Raw genomic sequence first — 15,972 nt, 5'->3', positions numbered from 1 at the left:
GCTTTGCCGCGTTCCCGGCGCTAAAAGACGCGGGTCATACGGAGCAAGCCATGCAAGATCTCTGGCGCCTGTCGGCCGCCGACCTCGCCACCCTCGTCAGGTCCAAAAAAGTGTCCGCCCGGGAGGCCGCCAAGGCCGGCCTCGACCGCCTGGACGCGGTCAACCCGGCCCTCAATGCCGTGATCGACCACCGGCCGGAGGACGTGCTCAAGCAGGCTGACGCCGTCGACGCCGTCATTGCCAGGGGCGAGGACCCCGGTGTGCTGGCCGGCGTGCCCGTCACCATCAAGGCCAATGTCGACCAGGAGGGCTTTGCCACCACCAACGGCCTCAAGCTGCAGCGCGACCTGATCGCGCGCGAGGACAATCCGGTCGTCGGCAATTTCCGCAAAGCCGGCGCCGTCCTGCTCGGCCGCACCAACTGCCCGGCCTTCTCCTATCGCTGGTTCACCACCAACCTGGTCCATGGCGACACCAAGAACCCGCGCGACGCCTCGCTGACCCCGGGCGGCTCCTCCGGCGGCGCCGGCTCGGCGGTCGCGGCCGGCATCGGCCACATCGCCCATGGCACCGACATTGCCGGGTCGATCCGCTATCCCGCCTATGCCTGCGGCGTGCACGGCCTGCGCCCGACGCTGGGCCGCATTCCCGCCTTCAATCCGGCGCTGCCTGAGCGCCCGATCGGGCCTCAGATCATGGCGGTCTCGGGCCCGCTGGCCCGCACCGTGAATGATCTGCGCATCTCGCTCGAAGCGATGTCGGCCCGCGACATCCGCGATCCCTGGTATGTCCCTGCGCCGCTCGAAGGTCCGGCGCGGCCGAAACGCGCTGCGCTTTGCCTCAACCCGAACGGCCTTGCCACGACACCGGAGGTGAAGGCGGCGGTCAGCGATGCCGGCAAGCGCCTGGAGCGCGCGGGCTGGACCGTCGACGTGATCGGGGACACCCCGCCGATGCGTGAAGCGGTCGAGTGGCAGATCAAGCTGTGGCTCGGCGACGGCTATGAGGCGCAGCTCGAGATGGCCGAGCGCGAGGGCGATCCCGGCGCGCTGGCCTGCCTGCGCGGCAACCGCGGCAGGGTGACGCCGATGGACCAGGCCAATTACGCCAAGGCGCTGACCCGAAGAGCCACGCTGACGCGCGACTGGATGCTGTTCTTCGAAAAATACGCCGTGCTGCTGACGCCGGTCTCCGGCGAATTGCCGTTCCCCGATCATCTCGACCGCAAGGACGAGGCGTCCTTCAAGCGCGTCTGGGAAGCGCAGCTGCCGCAGATCGCGATTCCCTTCATGGGCCTGCCGGGCCTCGTGGTCTCCACCGGCCTCGTCGGCAAGGCGCCGGTCGGCGTGCACATCGTCTCCGGTCGCTATCGCGAGGACCTCTGCCTGCGCGCGGGCGAGGCGATCGAGGCCGGCGGCGTGCCGCCGTCGCCGATCGACCCCGTGGCTTAAGCGATGGCCGTGATCTACGACTTCAAGGCCAACTCGCTTGCGGGCGAGGAGGTGCCCATGCGCCGATTCGAGGGACAGGTGCTCCTGATCGTCAACACCGCGAGCAAATGCGGCTTCACGCCGCAATATCGCGGCCTCGAGGATCTCTATCGCGATCTGTCGCCGCGCGGCTTCTCCGTGCTCGGCTTTCCCTGCAATCAGTTCGGCGCGCAGGAGCCGGGGCAGGCGAGCGAGATCCGGGAATTCTGCTCGACCCGTTACGACGTCACTTTTCCCCTGTTCGAGAAGATCGACGTCAACGGGCCGAAGGCGCATCCGTTGTATGAGTATCTGAAACGTCAGCAATCCGGCCTGTTGGGCGCCTCCATCAAATGGAATTTCACCAAATTCCTGGTGGACCGGGCCGGCAAGGTGATCGCGCGCTACGCGCCGACCGCAAAGCCGGAAGGATTGCGGCAGCAAATCGAAACACTGTTGTGAGCGAGACAATCATGAGCGACGAATTTCCCGACCGCCTGTCGGTCGACCCGAACAGCCCCTACTACAACGCGGACATCCTGTCGCGCGACGTCGGCATCCGCTTCAAAGGCATCGAGAAGACCAATGTCGAGGAGTACTGCATCAGCGAAGGCTGGGTCCGCGTCACCGCCGGCAACGCCAAGGACCGCTACGGCAACCCGCTGACCATCAAGGTGCACGGTCCGGTCGAGCCGTATTTTCGCGACAAGAAATAGTTCGAGCAGAGCGCCGCTCTCCCCTCGTCATTGCGAGAAGCGCAATCTGTCTCCTCGCAATGACGGTGGAGAGAGCGGAAGTCATCCGTGGTCGTCCGAGCCCGCGGCGGGCGGTCGTTGTTTCGCGAGCCGCCGCCCCGCACGCCGTCATTGCGAGCGCAGCGAAGCAATCCAGAATCTTTCCGCGGAAGCAGTCTGGATTGCCTCGTCGCAAGGGCTCCTCGCAATGACGGTGGAGAGAGCGGAAGTCATCCGTGGATCCGAGCCTGCGGCGGGCGGTCGTTGGGTTACGCGAGCCGTTGCCTCAAACTCCGTCATTGCGAGCGCAGCGAAGCAATCCAGAATCTTTCCGCGGCGGCAGTCTGGATTGCCTCGTCGCAAGGGCTCCTCGCAATGACGGGGAGAGAGCGGAAGTGTTCCGTGGTCGTCCGAGCCCGCCGCGGGCGGTCGTTGTTTCGCGAGCCGTTGCCTCAAACTCCGTCATTGCGAGCGCAGCGAAGCAATCCAGAATCTTTCCGCGGCGGCAGTCTGGATTGCTTCGTCGCAAGGGCTCCTCGCAATGACGAAGTAGCAAAGAACCTCGCAATCATCTCCTGTGCTATTATAATGGCAGTTCTCAGCCGAGTACTATCATGAAGCAGCCCTGCGTGTACATGTTCGCCAATCGCCGCAATGGGACGATCTACACGGGCGTCACCTCCAATCCGCCGCGCCGCGCGTTCGAGCATCGCGAGGGATTGGTCAAGGGCTTTTCGTCGAAGTACGGCTGCAAGCTCCTCGTCTGGTACGAGTTGCACGCCACCATGCCCGATGCGATTGCGCGCGAGAAGCAAATCAAGGGCGGCAGTCGGGCAAGGAAACTCGCGCTGATCGAGAGCCTCAATCCCGACTGGAAAGATTTGTACCAGACGCTGATCTGACCGGCAGTAGCAAGTCGCGAGCCGCCGCCCCGCACGCCGTCATTGCGAGCGCAGCGAAGCAATCCAGAATCTCTCTGCGGCGGCAGTCTGGATTGCTTCGTCGCAAGGGCTCCTCGCAATGACGGGGGAGAGAGCGGAAGTCATCCGTGGTCGTCCGAGCCCGCGGCGGGCGGTCGTTGTTTCGCGAGCCGCCGCCCCGCACGCCGTCATTGCGAGCGCAGCGAAGCAATCCAGAATCTTTCCGCGGAAGCAGTCTGGATTGCCTCGTCGCAAGGGCTCCTCGCAATGACGGTGGAGAGAGCGGAAGTCATCCGTGGATCCGAGCCTGCGGCGGGCGGTCGTTGGGTTACGCGAGCCGTTGCCTCAAACTCCGTCATTGCGAGCGCAGCGAAGCAATCCAGAATCTTTCCGCGGCGGCAGTCTGGATTGCCTCGTCGCAAGGGCTCCTCGCAATGACGGGGGAGAGAGCGGAAGTGTTCCGTGGTCGTCCGAGCCCGCGGCGGGCGGTCGTTGGGTTGCGCGAGCCGCCGCCCCGCACGCCGTCATTGCGAGCGCAGCGAAGCAATCCAGATCTCTCCGCGGCGGCAGTCTGGATTGCTTCGTCGCAAGGGCTCATCGCAATGACGGCGTGGCAAGCGTCCGCCCCTTACGAGAGCCGCATATCCAGCAGACGCCGTCCTTCGCCCTTGAGCAGCTTCTTCACCGCGCTGGAGGCCACCACCTCGCCGTCGTTGGCGTAGGCCTCGTGGTTCTTTTCGATGTCGTCGAGGCGGTAGAGGTAGTTGACCATCACGCCGGCGGACTCGCGCACGCCCTTCGGCGAGAGGTCGCCCAGCCAGTTGATGCGCTCCAGACGCGCGCCGTTGCCGAGATGGAAGCGGGCGACGGAATCGATCAGCCGGCCCTTCGGCGTGCGCGCCTTCAGGAAATAATAGGCCGCGAGCGGCTCCAGCACGCCGCGGAGCAGCGTCGTGGTCTCGGGGCTCTCGAACCATTTGGGATCGTCGAGGCGCTTCAGCACCTCGCGGTCCTCGTCCGACAGCGGCAGGTCCTTGTCCTGCTTCACCCATGGCATGAAGCCCGGCACCGGCGACAGCGTCACGAAGGTGTCGAGCTTCGGCAGCTCGCGGCGCAGCTCCTCCACCACCTGCTTGATCAGGAAGCTGCCGAAGGAGATGCCGCCAAGGCCGCGCTGGGTGTTGGAGATCGAGTAGAATACGGCGGTGCGCGCCTTCTCGATGGGAAGGTGCTGGCGATCGACGGCAAGCAGCGGCGCGATCGCGCCGGGGATGGTTTCGGTCAGCGCCACCTCGACGAAGATCAAGGGCTCGTCGACCATCGCCGGATGGAAGAAGGCGTAGCAGCGGCGGTCCACCGGATCGATGCGGCGGCGCAGATCGTCCCAGTCGCTGATCTCGTGCACGGCTTCGTAACGGATGATCTTTTCGAGGATGTTGGCCGGGGTCGACCAGTCGATCCTGCGCAGCACGAGAAACCCCCTGTTGAACCACGAAGAGAGGAGATGCGAGACGTCGCGATCGAGCGCGGCGAGATCGGTGTGCCCGTTCATCATGCCGAGCAGGTCGGCGCGCATGGCGACGAGATCGCCGGTGCCGCCGGGCGCGCGGTTGAGGCGGCGGATCAGCTCCTGCCGCCGCGGCTCCGAGGCGAAATGCAGCGAGCTGGCGTCCTCGTCCGTCGGCTTGGCGCGCCACTTCTCGATCGCCGCGGACAGCCGTTCCCGGTCCGGCCCGAAATCGCGCACCAGTGCCTCGAAGAAGGCGCGGCGTCCCGCCGCATCCAGAGCCCGGTAGAGGTCGAGCACCTCGCGTGCCATTGCCGTGCCGGAGGCCTCGCCCCGGCCCGACAGCAGCGCGCCGCAGAGCTCGATCAGCCCGTCGGCATCCTGTTTGGTGTCAGCACCATCGCCGCGGCGAAGCAGCGTGCGGCCACGCTCGGAGATGGTGGCGAGCAGGTCGGAGAAGAAGGCGTTGGCCATCTGGGCTTTTCGAATCCGGTTTGTGCGGTGCGCGAAGCTTACACGGGATTTAGCCGAAAGCCGATCACAATCAAGCAGGCGGATTTGGCAACTTTAGTTGGGCCGTGCGTTTGGAGAATGCTGTCATCCCGGCGAGGGCGGGCATCCGGTGACATTTGGAGAAGGGGGAAGCTGCCTCAAACACCGTCATTGCGAGCGCAGCGAAGCAATCCAGACTGTCGCCGCGGCAGGATTCTGGATTGCTTCGCTGCGTCCGCAATGACGGAGAATGTGGCGGCATTTCGCGCAACGTCCACGCCGAGGTCCGTCGCGGGCCAAGGCGCCTGGGAATATGCCAGCGCTCTTTCCCCGTCATTGCGAGGAGCCCTTGCGACGAAGCAATCCAGACTGCCACCTCGGAAACAATTCTGGATTGCTTCGCGGCGCTCGCAATGACGGTTCGGGAGGGCACGGCCACCTCACCCCTTCCCCGCAAACTCCGTCGGCGTCCGCCCCGTCACCTGGCGGAACGCCGCCGAGAATGCCGGCACGCTGGCATAGCCGAGCTGGGTAGCGAGCTGCTTCACCGCTACGCTCGCATCGGTCGATATCCGCTGGATCGCCGCCGCAATCCTGGCGCGCTGGCACCAGCTCTTGAAGCTCAGCTGCGTCTCGCTCGAGAACAACCGGGACAGCGTGCGCGCGGAGGTTCCGACCTCGCGCGCCAGGGTGTCGATGTCGTGCAGGCCGGTGGGATCGTCGAGCACGATCATCGCGGCGCGGCGGCAGCGCGGCTCGCGCGGCAGCGGCACGAAGGTCGCGGAATCCTCGGCCTGGTGCAGTTCCAGCATCACCAGGCGGACCAGCAGCTCGGTGCGCTCTTCCGTGTTGCGTGCGTCGAACAGCGCCAGGATGGCCTGGTTGAGCAGCGGCGATACCCGCACCACGAATTCCCTGGTCAATCCCTCGTAGCGCTTTTCGCGCTTGAGCCAGGACAGGTCGAAATACAGCGTGCGCATCTCGATGTCGGCCAGCAGGTCGATGGCATGCTCCATCCCGGCCGGCACCCAGACGGCGCGGTCCGGCGGCACCAGCCAGCGTCCGCCGGGTGTCGTCACCTGCATGGTGCCGCGTGCCGCATAGATCAGCTGCGCCTCGCGATGCATGTGCAGGTCGATCCGCATGCCCTTGGGATAGTCGCGGGCGACCAGGTGCACGCCCGCGGGCGAGCGGTGGTTGCTCCGGACCTCGCGCAGGATTGGCGTTTCCGAGATTGGCGTTTCCAAGACATTCATTGGCAGCATCCCGTCATGGGTCCGACATATAACTCATTTCGGAGCAGGAGAGGATTCGTAATGAACAGCCCAAGCCGGGTCATCGGTTTCGTCAATGCAGGCCATTTCATCGACCATTATTCGATGCTGATCTTCGCCGCCGCCGTGATCATCATGGGGCCGGCGCTCGGCATGGCCTATTCGGAGCTGCTGCCTTACGCGACGCCCGGCTTCATCGCCTTCGGTGCCGGCTCGCTGCTCACCGGCTGGCTCGGCGACCGCTGGAGCCGCCGCCACATGATGCTGATCTTCTTCGTCGGCATCGGGGCCTCCATGATCTCGGTCGGCTTCGTCCAGACACAGGTCGAGCTCGGCGCCGCGCTGCTCGCGATCGGCATCTTCGCCTCGATCTACCATCCCGTTGATCGTGTCCTACGCCGACAGGCTCGGCCGCGAGATGGGCATCAACGGCGTCTAGGGCAATCTCGGCGTGGCCTCCTCGGCGCTGGTGACCGGTGTGATCGGCCAGTATCTCGGCTGGCGCTTTGCCTTCATCATCCCGGGCGTCGTGACGATCCTGGTCGGCATCGCGTTTGCGATGAGCGTCGTGCACGAGGACCGCAAGGGCTCGAAGCAGGCGGCGGCCCAGGCGCGGGTGGCCAAACAGGACATGTGGCGCGTGATCCTGGCGCTGCTGATCGTGGTCATCGCGATCTCCACGACCTTCAACGCCGTCACCGTGGCGCTGCCGAAGCTGTTTGCCGAACGTCTCGCCGATCTCACCAAAAGCCCGGCGCTGCTCGGGGGCATCGCGGCCTGCGTCTACGTGTTCGGCGCGATGACGCAGTACACGATCGGCCGGCTGCTCGACCGCTACTCGCTGAAGACCGTGGCGCTGCCGCTGTCCTTCATGCTGGCGCCGTTCCTCTATCTCGCCGCCAGCCTGAACAATCTGCCGCTGATCCTGGTCTCGATCGGCATCGTCATGGGCGCATTCGGTCAGGTCACGGTGAACGACGCCATGGTCGGCAAATACACCACGGAAGAGTGGCGCTCGCGCGCCTATGCCGTGCGCTATTTCGTCGGCTTCACCGCCGCCGGGGCGTCCGTCGGGCTCGTCGCCTGGCTCTACGAGCAGGGCGGCTTCGTCACCATGCTGCACGCCTTCGCCGCACTCTGCCTGCTCGCAATCGCCGCCGCGCTGATCCTGCCGCGCGAGATCCGGACGCCGCAGGCGGCGTGAGGAAGTGAGGCAGGCGGCTCGCGCCACACCGTCACTGCGAGCGCAGTTGCGCAACTCTCTCCACCCGTCATTGCGAGGAGCCCTTGCGACGAAGCAATCCAGGATCTTTCCGCGGAGGCATTCTGGATTGCTTCGCTGCGCTCGCAATGACCGAGGACGTGGCGGCCCTTCCGCAACTCTCTCCAGGCGTCTTTGCGAGGAGCCCCTTGCGACGAAGCAATCCAGGATCTTTCCGCGGAGGCATTCTGGATTGCTTGTGCGCCAGGCAAGCTGGCGTGGTCCAACCGGTGGAAGTCCGGTCCGGGTAAGCGGTAGCGAGCGCCCGGTAGTGAGTGTTGCGTGGCCGTCGGCAACGGCGGCTGCGAAGCGTACACAACGATGCTGTGGGGTGGGCTATTGAGCCGCGAAAGACAGAAACTCGCAGAGGCCGAGCCGGTAAGCAACGTCGAAGGCAACATGTGCGGCGCCGTTATGCGAGGCGCTGACGCTCTGCCGTGGTCGAAGACCCCATCACGCAGCAAAGGACCGCGTCGGAACCTGGGAGGTCCCGCATCTGACCGATGGCAACATGCCCCCAAGGTCCGCATCGGGAAGGCGAGGAGCCAAAGCCGATGACGAACGGATGCGGGAAGTCGGACGCGGCCGTAGTAGCGTCGAAGCCTGCGAACGAAGCGGAGCGATCCGCGGAGGAGTTGGTGGAGCGAAGGGCCGCGACCAAGGGGAATGCGGACCAGCAAAGCACGCCCCGGACGCCGAGCCGGACAAGCGTGACACAGGCGTTGGAACGCATACGGCGAACTGCAAGGGAAAGGAAGAAGGAGAGGTTCACTGCGCTGCTTCACCACATCACGCCTGAACTGCTCGAGGCGGAGTTCTTCGCGCTGAAGAAGCATGCCGCGCCGGGTGTGGACGGAATGATGTGGCGGAACTACGAGCAAGACCTCAAGGCCAATCTTGAGGACCTGCATGCTCGTGTTCACCGGGGAGCGTACCGGCCGCAGCCGTCGCGGCGGGTCCATATCCCGAAGCAGGATGGGCGGCAGCGACCGCTGGCGATTGCGTCCCTCGAGGACAAGATCGTTCAGCGGGCAACCGCTACGGTGCTCAACGCGATCTACGAGGAGGACTTCCTCGGGTTCTCGTATGGGTTCCGGCCCGGGCGCAGCGCGCACGATGCGATGGATGCGCTGCTGGTCGGAATCGAGAGCCGGCGGGTGAACTTCATTGTTGACGCCGATATCCGCTCGTTCTTCGACATGGTGGACCAGGAATGGCTCATCCGCTTCGTCGAACATCGGACCGGCGACCAGCGTATCATCCGTCTGATCCGCAAATGGCTCAAGGCGGGTGTTCTCGAAGAAGGAACGGTCAGGGTCAGCGAACAGGGGACGGCACAAGGGGCGGTGATCTCGCCGCTGCTTGCCAACATCTACCTGCACTATGCCCTCGATCTGTGGGCCGAACGCTTCAGACGGCGCGAGGCCGCGGGTGACATGATCATCGTGCGCTACGCTGACGACTTCATCGTCGGCTTCGAGCATGAGAATGAGGCCCGGCACTTCCTCGAAGAATTGCGCAAACGGCTGCAGGAGTTCGCGCTGTCACTGCACCCTGAGAAAACCCGGCTGATCGAGTTCGGACGTCATGCGGAGGACAACCGCAGGCGGCGCGGGCTCGGCAAGCCGGAGACCTTCAACTTCCTCGGCTTCACCTTCATCTGCAGCCGATCCAAGCAAGGCAAGTTCCAGATCAGGCGCAAGTCTCGCAAAGACCGCATGCGGGCGAAACTGCAAGCCGTGAAGCAGGGAATGCGACGGCGTATGCACCAGTCGGTGCTCGAACAGGGCAAATGGCTGCGGCAGGTCGTTACCGGGTACTTCAACTACCACGCGGTACCGACCAACAGCCGAGCGCTCAGCGCCTTCCGCTACTTCGTCACCGAACAATGGAGGCGGATGCTTCGGCGCCGCAGCCAGATTGACGGGACCACGTGGCAGCGGGTCGCGCGGCTTGCCTCCGACTTGCTCCCCAAGCCACAAATCCTCCATCCTTGGCCCCGAACACGCTTCACCGCTACTCACCCGAGGTGGGAGCCGTATGCGGGAAAGCCGCACGTACGGATCTGTGCGGGGGGCGCCCAGCAATGAGCGTCCCTACCGCGACCGCTGCGCTCGCAATGACCGAGGACGTGGCGGCCCTTCCGCAACTCTCTCCAGGCGTCTTTGCGAGGAGCCCTTGCGACGAAGCAATCCAGGATCTTTCCGCGGGGGGATTCTGGATTGCTTCGCTGCGCTCGCAATGACGGGGGACGTGGCGGCCCTTCCGCAACTCTCTCCAGGCGTCTTTGCGAGGAGCCCTTGCGACGAAGCAATCCAGAATCTTTCCGCGGGGGCATTCTGGATTGCTTCGCTGCGCTCGCAATGACCGAGGACGTGGCGGCCCTTCCGCAACTCTCTCCAGGCGTCTTTGCGAGGAGCCCTTGCGACGAAGCAATCCAGGATCTTTCCGCGGGGGGATTCTGGATTGCTTCGCTGCGCTCGCAATGACGGGGGACGTGGCGGCCCTTCCGCAACTCTCTCCAGGCGTCTTTGCGAGGAGCCCTTGCGACGAAGCAATCCAGGATCTTTCCGCGGAGGCATTCTGGATTGCTTCGCTGCGCTCGCAATGACCGAGGACGTGGCGGCCCTTCCGCAACTCTCTCCAGGCGTCTTTGCGAGGAGCCCTTGCGACGAAGCAATCCAGGATCTTTCCGCGGAGAGATTCTGGATTGCTTCGCTGCGCTCGCAATGACGGGGGACGTGGCGGCCCTTCCGCAACTCTCTCCAGGCGTCTTTTCGAGGAGCCCCTTGCGACGAAGCAATCCAGGATCTTTCCGCGGAGGCATTCTGGATTGCTTCGCTGCGCTCGCAATGACGGGGGACGTGGCGGCCCTTCCGCAACTCTCTCCAGGCGTCTTTGCGAGGAGCCCTTGCGACGAAGCAATCCAGGATCTTTCCGCGGGGGGATTCTGGATTGCTTCGCTGCGCTCGCAATGACGGGGGACGTGGCGGCCCTTCCGCAACTCTCTCCACCCGTCATTGCGAGGAGCCCTTGCGACGAAGCAATCCAGGATCTTTCCGCGGGGGGATTCTGGATTGCTTCGCTGCGCTCGCAATGACGGGGGACGTGGCGGCCCTTCCGCAACTCTCTCCAGGCGTCTTTGCGAGGAGCCCCTTGCGACGAAGCAATCCAGGATCTTTCCGCGGGGGGATTCTGGATTGCTTGTGCGCCAGGCAAGCTGGCGTGGTCCAACCGGTGGAAGTCCGGTCCGGGTAAGCGGTAGCGAGCGCCCGGTAGTGAGTGTTGCGTGGCCGTCGGCAACGGCGGCTGCGAAGCGTACACAACGATGCTGTGGGGTGGGCTATTGAGCCGCGAAAGACAGAAACTCGCAGAGGCCGAGCCGGTAAGCAACGTCGAAGGCAACATGTGCGGCGCCGTTATGCGAGGCGCTGACGCTCTGCCGTGGTCGAAGACCCCATCACGCAGCAAAGGACCGCGTCGGAACCTGGGAGGTCCCGCATCTGACCGATGGCAACATGCCCCCAAGGTCCGCATCGGGAAGGCGAGGAGCCAAAGCCGATGACGAACGGATGCGGGAAGTCGGACGCGGCCGTAGTAGCGTCGAAGCCTGCGAACGAAGCGGAGCGATCCGCGGAGGAGTTGGTGGAGCGAAGGGCCGCGACCAAGGGGAATGCGGACCAGCAAAGCACGCCCCGGACGCCGAGCCGGACAAGCGTGACACAGGCGTTGGAACGCATACGGCGAACTGCAAGGGAAAGGAAGAAGGAGAGGTTCACTGCGCTGCTTCACCACATCACGCCTGAACTGCTCGAGGCGGAGTTCTTCGCGCTGAAGAAGCATGCCGCGCCGGGTGTGGACGGAATGATGTGGCGGAACTACGAGCAAGACCTCAAGGCCAATCTTGAGGACCTGCATGCTCGTGTTCACCGGGGAGCGTACCGGCCGCAGCCGTCGCGGCGGGTCCATATCCCGAAGCAGGATGGGCGGCAGCGACCGCTGGCGATTGCGTCCCTCGAGGACAAGATCGTTCAGCGGGCAACCGCTACGGTGCTCAACGCGATCTACGAGGAGGACTTCCTCGGGTTCTCGTATGGGTTCCGGCCCGGGCGCAGCGCGCACGATGCGATGGATGCGCTGCTGGTCGGAATCGAGAGCCGGCGGGTGAACTTCATTGTTGACGCCGATATCCGCTCGTTCTTCGACATGGTGGACCAGGAATGGCTCATCCGCTTCGTCGAACATCGGACCGGCGACCAGCGTATCATCCGTCTGATCCGCAAATGGCTCAAGGCGGGTGTTCTCGAAGAAGGAACGGTCAGGGTCAGCGAACAGGGGACGGCACAAGGGGCGGTGATCTCGCCGCTGCTTGCCAACATCTACCTGCACTATGCCCTCGATCTGTGGGCCGAACGCTTCAGACGGCGCGAGGCCGCGGGTGACATGATCATCGTGCGCTACGCTGACGACTTCATCGTCGGCTTCGAGCATGAGAATGAGGCCCGGCACTTCCTCGAAGAATTGCGCAAACGGCTGCAGGAGTTCGCGCTGTCACTGCACCCTGAGAAAACCCGGCTGATCGAGTTCGGACGTCATGCGGAGGACAACCGCAGGCGGCGCGGGCTCGGCAAGCCGGAGACCTTCAACTTCCTCGGCTTCACCTTCATCTGCAGCCGATCCAAGCAAGGCAAGTTCCAGATCAGGCGCAAGTCTCGCAAAGACCGCATGCGGGCGAAACTGCAAGCCGTGAAGCAGGGAATGCGACGGCGTATGCACCAGTCGGTGCTCGAACAGGGCAAATGGCTGCGGCAGGTCGTTACCGGGTACTTCAACTACCACGCGGTACCGACCAACAGCCGAGCGCTCAGCGCCTTCCGCTACTTCGTCACCGAACAATGGAGGCGGATGCTTCGGCGCCGCAGCCAGATTGACGGGACCACGTGGCAGCGGGTCGCGCGGCTTGCCTCCGACTTGCTCCCCAAGCCACAAATCCTCCATCCTTGGCCCCGAACACGCTTCACCGCTACTCACCCGAGGTGGGAGCCGTATGCGGGAAAGCCGCACGTACGGATCTGTGCGGGGGGCGCCCAGCAATGAGCGTCCCTACCGCGACCGCTGCGCCCGCAATGACGATGTGGATGCTCGGCGCCTAAGGTTTCACCTCGGCAGCGGCCTGCGGCTTCGGCGCCTTCTTCGCCGCGCGCCAGTTCTCGAAGCGCTGCACCACCACGAAGAACGCCGGCACGAACAGCACCGCGAGACAGGTCGATGCCAGCATGCCCGAGAACACCGTGATGCCGATCGATTTGCGGGCGCTGGCGCCGGCGCCGGTCGCGAGCACCAGCGGCACGACGCCGAGGATGAAGGCGAACGACGTCATCAGGATCGGGCGGAAGCGGGCGCGCGCCGCCTCGATCGCCGATTCCAGGAGCGGCTTGCCGTCGCGGACGTGCAGCTCGAGCCCGACCTCGACGATCAGGATGGCGTTCTTCGCCGACAGCGCGATCAGCAGGATCAGGCCGATCTGGCAGTAGAGGTTGTTGTCGATCTTCAGGCCATTGAGGATCAGCATCGGCCCGATCAGCGACAGCGGCACGGCGAGGATCACGGAGATCGGCGCGTACCAGCTCTCGTACTGGCCGGCGAGCACGAGATAGACCAGCAGCATGGCAAGCCCGAACACCCAGTAGATCTGGTTGGACACCGCCTTCTCCTGGTACGACATCGCGGTCCACTCATAGCCGGTGCCCGGCGGCAGCGTCTTGTCCGCGATCTCCTCCATCAGCTTCAGCGACTGGCCGGAGGAGTAGCCCTGCGCCGGCAGGCCGATGATGGTCGAGGAGGGATAGAGATTGTAGAGGCTGATCAGCGATGGTCCCGTCGCAGGCGTGATCGTGGCGACGGTGCCGATCGGAATCATGTCGCCGTTCGAGTTGCGCACCTGCATGTTGGCGATGTCGCGCTCGGTGACGCGGAAGGCGGGATCGGCCTGCGTGTAGACCTGGAACACGCGGCCGAACTTGTTGAACTGGTTGACATAGGACGAGCCGAGATAGGTCGACAGCGCCGAGAACACCTGGTCGGTGGTGACGTGCAGCGTCTGGGTCTTGATGCGGTCGATCTCGACGTTGAACTGCGGCACCGAGGAACGGAACGAGGACTGCACGCGCTGCAGCGCGGTCTGGCTCTGGCCGTTACTGACCATCGCGCCGGTGATCGCCTGCAGCTTGGCGAAATCGCTGTTGCCGTCGCGCAGCTCGACCTGCATCGAGAAGCCGGCGGCGTTGCCGATGCCCTGGATCGGCGGCGGCGGCAGCACGATGGTGCGCGCCTCCATGATCACGGCGAGCTTGTCGTTGAGGCCAAAGACCAGCGAGCGCAAATCCTCGCCGGGGCCTTTGCGCGCATCCCAGTCCTTCAGGATGATGTAGGCAACGCCGGCATTGGCAAGGCTGGCGCTGCTGTCGAGCGCGGAGATGCCGGCGATGGTGATGACCTGCGCCACGCCCGGCGCGTCCTTGACGATCTCGCTGGCACGGTCGAGCACCTTCTGGGTCCGCTCCAGCGAGGCGCCGTCGGGCAGCTGGATGGCGGCGATCAGGTAGCCCTGGTCCTCGATCGGCAGGAAGCCGGTCGGCACCCGCGACAGGCCGTAGCCGCCGATCCCGATCAGCACCAGCGCGACCGCGACCGACACCGTGGCGTGCCTGACCAGGAAGGTGATCAGCCGCGTATAGCCCCGCTCGACCCGGTTATAGACGTTGTTGAAGCCGCGATAGAAGAAGTTGCGCTGCTCCGGCGGCACCGCCGGCCGCAGCCACAGCGCGCATTGCGTCGGCTTCAAGGTCGCCGCGTTGATGGCGGACAGCAGTGCGGTCGCCGCGATCACCAGCGCGAACTGCGAATAGATGCGGCCGGTCAGGCCGGCGAGGAACGAGGCCGGCAAAAACACCGAGATCAGCACCAGGGTGATGCCGACGATCGGCGCGAACAGCTGGTCCATCGCCCTGATCGCGGCGTCGTGGCCGTTCATGCCCTGCTCGATGTTGTGCGCGGCGCCTTCCACCACGACGATGGCATCGTCGACGACGATGCCGATCGCGAGCACGATCGCGAACAGCGTCGACATGTTGATGGTGAAGCCGAGCGCTGCCATCGCGGCAAAGGCGCCGATGATGGTGACCGGCACGGTCGTCGCAGGCACCAGCATCGCGCGCCAGTCCTGCAGGAAAACGAGGATCACGACCAGCACCAGGAGGCCGGCCTCGATCAGGGTCATGTAGACCTCGTGCACCGAGGCCTCGACGAATTTGGTGGTGTCGAACGGCGTGTCGTACTTGATGCCTTCCGGGAAGCGCTTGGCGAGCTCCGCCATCTTCTTCTCGACCGCCTGCTCGACCTGGAGCGCGTTGGCGCCGGGCGACTGGAACACGCCGATGCCGGTGGCGGGCTGCTTGTTGAGCGAGAAGATCTGGCTGTAGGTCTGCGCGCCGAGCTCGACCCAGCCGACGTCGCGCACCCGCGTGACGTCGCCGCTGGTCCCCGTCTTGACGATGATGTTCTCGAACTGGGTGGCGTCGTCGAGCCGTCCGTTGACGTTGAGCGTGTACTGGAACGCCTGGCCCGGCGGCGTCGGCGGCGCGCCGACCTGGCCGGCGGAGACCTGCTGACTCTGCTGCTGGATTGCGTTGATGACGTCCTGCGGCACGAGGCCACGGACCTGCAGCTTGTTCGGATCGAGCCAGACCCGCATCGAATACTGGCCGGCACCGAACACAGTGACGTTGCCGACGCCGGGCAGGCGCGAGAGCTCGTCGCGGATGTTGATGGTGGCGTAGTTGCTCAGGTAGAGACTGTCGTACTTCGCATCCGGGGAGGTCAGCGTCACGAACAGCAGGATCGAGGTCGATTTCTTCTGGACGGTGACGCCCTGGTTCTGCACCGATTGCGGCAGCTGCGACAACGCGCTGGAGACGCGGTTCTGGACCAGCACCTGCGCGAAGTTCAGGTCGGTGCCGATCTTGAAGGTCACGGTCAGCGTGTAGGTACCGTCGGAGCCGCTGTAGGACTGCATGTAGAGCATGTCCTCGACGCCGTTGACCTGTTGCTCGATCGGCAAGGCGACCGTGTCGATCACGGTCTTGGCGCTGGCGCCGGGATAGCGCGTGGTGACCTGTACCGTGGGCGGCACCACGTCGGGATACTGCGCGATCGCAAGATTGAACAGCGCGACGCCGCCGATCAGGATCATCAAGAGCGCGATGACGTTCGAGAGGACCGGCCGCTCGATGAAGAATTTTGAGATCATGGCCGGC

9 protein-coding genes and 1 pseudogene are annotated in these 15,972 nt (G+C 64.6%); 7 read left to right on the top strand and 3 right to left on the bottom strand.

Features of this window, described 5'->3' with window-relative positions; translation table 11 throughout:
* Positions 1-50: 50 nt before the first annotated feature.
* The 4 genes from ACNJYB_RS29855 (at position 51) to ACNJYB_RS29840 (ending at position 3,105) form a co-directional block, all read left to right on the top strand.
* The gene (locus ACNJYB_RS29855; RefSeq protein WP_439370137.1) at positions 51-1,451 is read left to right on the top strand and encodes an amidase family protein; all 1,401 of its coding nucleotides are present in this window, start codon (positions 51-53) and stop codon (positions 1,449-1,451) included.
* 3 nt (positions 1,452-1,454) lie between these two features.
* Complete coding sequence (locus tag ACNJYB_RS29850; protein ID WP_439370136.1) at positions 1,455-1,931, top strand: glutathione peroxidase; 477 nt, start codon at positions 1,455-1,457, stop codon at positions 1,929-1,931.
* 11 nt (positions 1,932-1,942) lie between these two features.
* Positions 1,943-2,185 (top strand): DUF3297 family protein, encoded by a 243-nt coding sequence (locus tag ACNJYB_RS29845; protein WP_164937929.1) that lies wholly within the window; start codon positions 1,943-1,945, stop codon positions 2,183-2,185.
* A 632-nt stretch (positions 2,186-2,817) separates the two neighbouring features.
* The gene (locus ACNJYB_RS29840; protein ID WP_439370135.1) at positions 2,818-3,105 is read left to right on the top strand and encodes a GIY-YIG nuclease family protein; all 288 of its coding nucleotides are present in this window, start codon (positions 2,818-2,820) and stop codon (positions 3,103-3,105) included.
* A 646-nt stretch (positions 3,106-3,751) separates the two neighbouring features.
* Here the strand turns inward: ACNJYB_RS29840 and ACNJYB_RS29835 are convergent.
* Both ACNJYB_RS29835 and ACNJYB_RS29830 read right to left on the bottom strand, forming a co-directional pair.
* Positions 3,752-5,104, bottom strand: a complete 1,353-nt coding sequence (locus ACNJYB_RS29835; RefSeq protein WP_439370134.1) for a malonyl-CoA decarboxylase — start codon at positions 5,102-5,104, stop codon at positions 3,752-3,754.
* A 458-nt stretch (positions 5,105-5,562) separates the two neighbouring features.
* Positions 5,563-6,387 (bottom strand): AraC family transcriptional regulator, encoded by an 825-nt coding sequence (locus tag ACNJYB_RS29830; RefSeq protein WP_439370133.1) that lies wholly within the window; start codon positions 6,385-6,387, stop codon positions 5,563-5,565.
* A 51-nt stretch (positions 6,388-6,438) separates the two neighbouring features.
* Between ACNJYB_RS29830 and ACNJYB_RS29825 the strand changes: the two are divergent.
* The 3 genes and pseudogenes from ACNJYB_RS29825 (at position 6,439) to ltrA (ACNJYB_RS29815) (ending at position 12,754) form a co-directional block, all read left to right on the top strand.
* Positions 6,439-7,600: pseudogene (locus tag ACNJYB_RS29825) on the top strand (MFS transporter).
* Positions 7,601-8,367: 767 nt separating this feature from the next.
* Positions 8,368-9,747, top strand: coding sequence for a group II intron reverse transcriptase/maturase (gene ltrA, locus ACNJYB_RS29820; protein ID WP_439368749.1), 1,380 nt, complete (start codon positions 8,368-8,370; stop codon positions 9,745-9,747).
* Between the two features lie 1,627 nt (positions 9,748-11,374).
* Entirely contained in the window at positions 11,375-12,754 is a 1,380-nt protein-coding gene (ltrA, locus tag ACNJYB_RS29815; RefSeq protein WP_439368749.1) for a group II intron reverse transcriptase/maturase, read from the top strand.
* A gap of 52 nt (positions 12,755-12,806) precedes the next feature.
* On the opposite strand, the gene ACNJYB_RS29810 is transcribed toward ltrA (ACNJYB_RS29815), so the two are convergent.
* Entirely contained in the window at positions 12,807-15,965 is a 3,159-nt protein-coding gene (locus tag ACNJYB_RS29810) for an efflux RND transporter permease subunit (protein WP_439370132.1), read from the bottom strand.
* Positions 15,966-15,972: the final 7 nt, after the last annotated feature.

This window comes from Bradyrhizobium sp. SMVTL-02 (genome assembly GCF_051853005.1).
In the GTDB taxonomy this organism is placed as follows: domain Bacteria; phylum Pseudomonadota; class Alphaproteobacteria; order Rhizobiales; family Xanthobacteraceae; genus Bradyrhizobium.
The sequence above is the reverse complement of the archived record's forward strand: the minus strand, read 5'-3'. Positions and strand labels throughout refer to the sequence as shown.

Coding starts and splice junctions, on each gene's coding strand:
- ACNJYB_RS29855 (WP_439370137.1), top strand. CDS start 51: ATGCAAGATCTCTGGCGCCTGTCGGCCGCCGACCTCGCCACCCTCGTC.
- ACNJYB_RS29850 (WP_439370136.1), top strand. CDS start 1,455: ATGGCCGTGATCTACGACTTCAAGGCCAACTCGCTTGCGGGCGAGGAG.
- ACNJYB_RS29845 (WP_164937929.1), top strand. CDS start 1,943: ATGAGCGACGAATTTCCCGACCGCCTGTCGGTCGACCCGAACAGCCCC.
- ACNJYB_RS29840 (WP_439370135.1), top strand. CDS start 2,818: ATGAAGCAGCCCTGCGTGTACATGTTCGCCAATCGCCGCAATGGGACG.
- ACNJYB_RS29835 (WP_439370134.1), bottom strand. CDS start 5,104: ATGGCCAACGCCTTCTTCTCCGACCTGCTCGCCACCATCTCCGAGCGT.
- ACNJYB_RS29830 (WP_439370133.1), bottom strand. CDS start 6,387: ATGCTGCCAATGAATGTCTTGGAAACGCCAATCTCGGAAACGCCAATC.
- ACNJYB_RS29810 (WP_439370132.1), bottom strand. CDS start 15,965: ATGATCTCAAAATTCTTCATCGAGCGGCCGGTCCTCTCGAACGTCATC.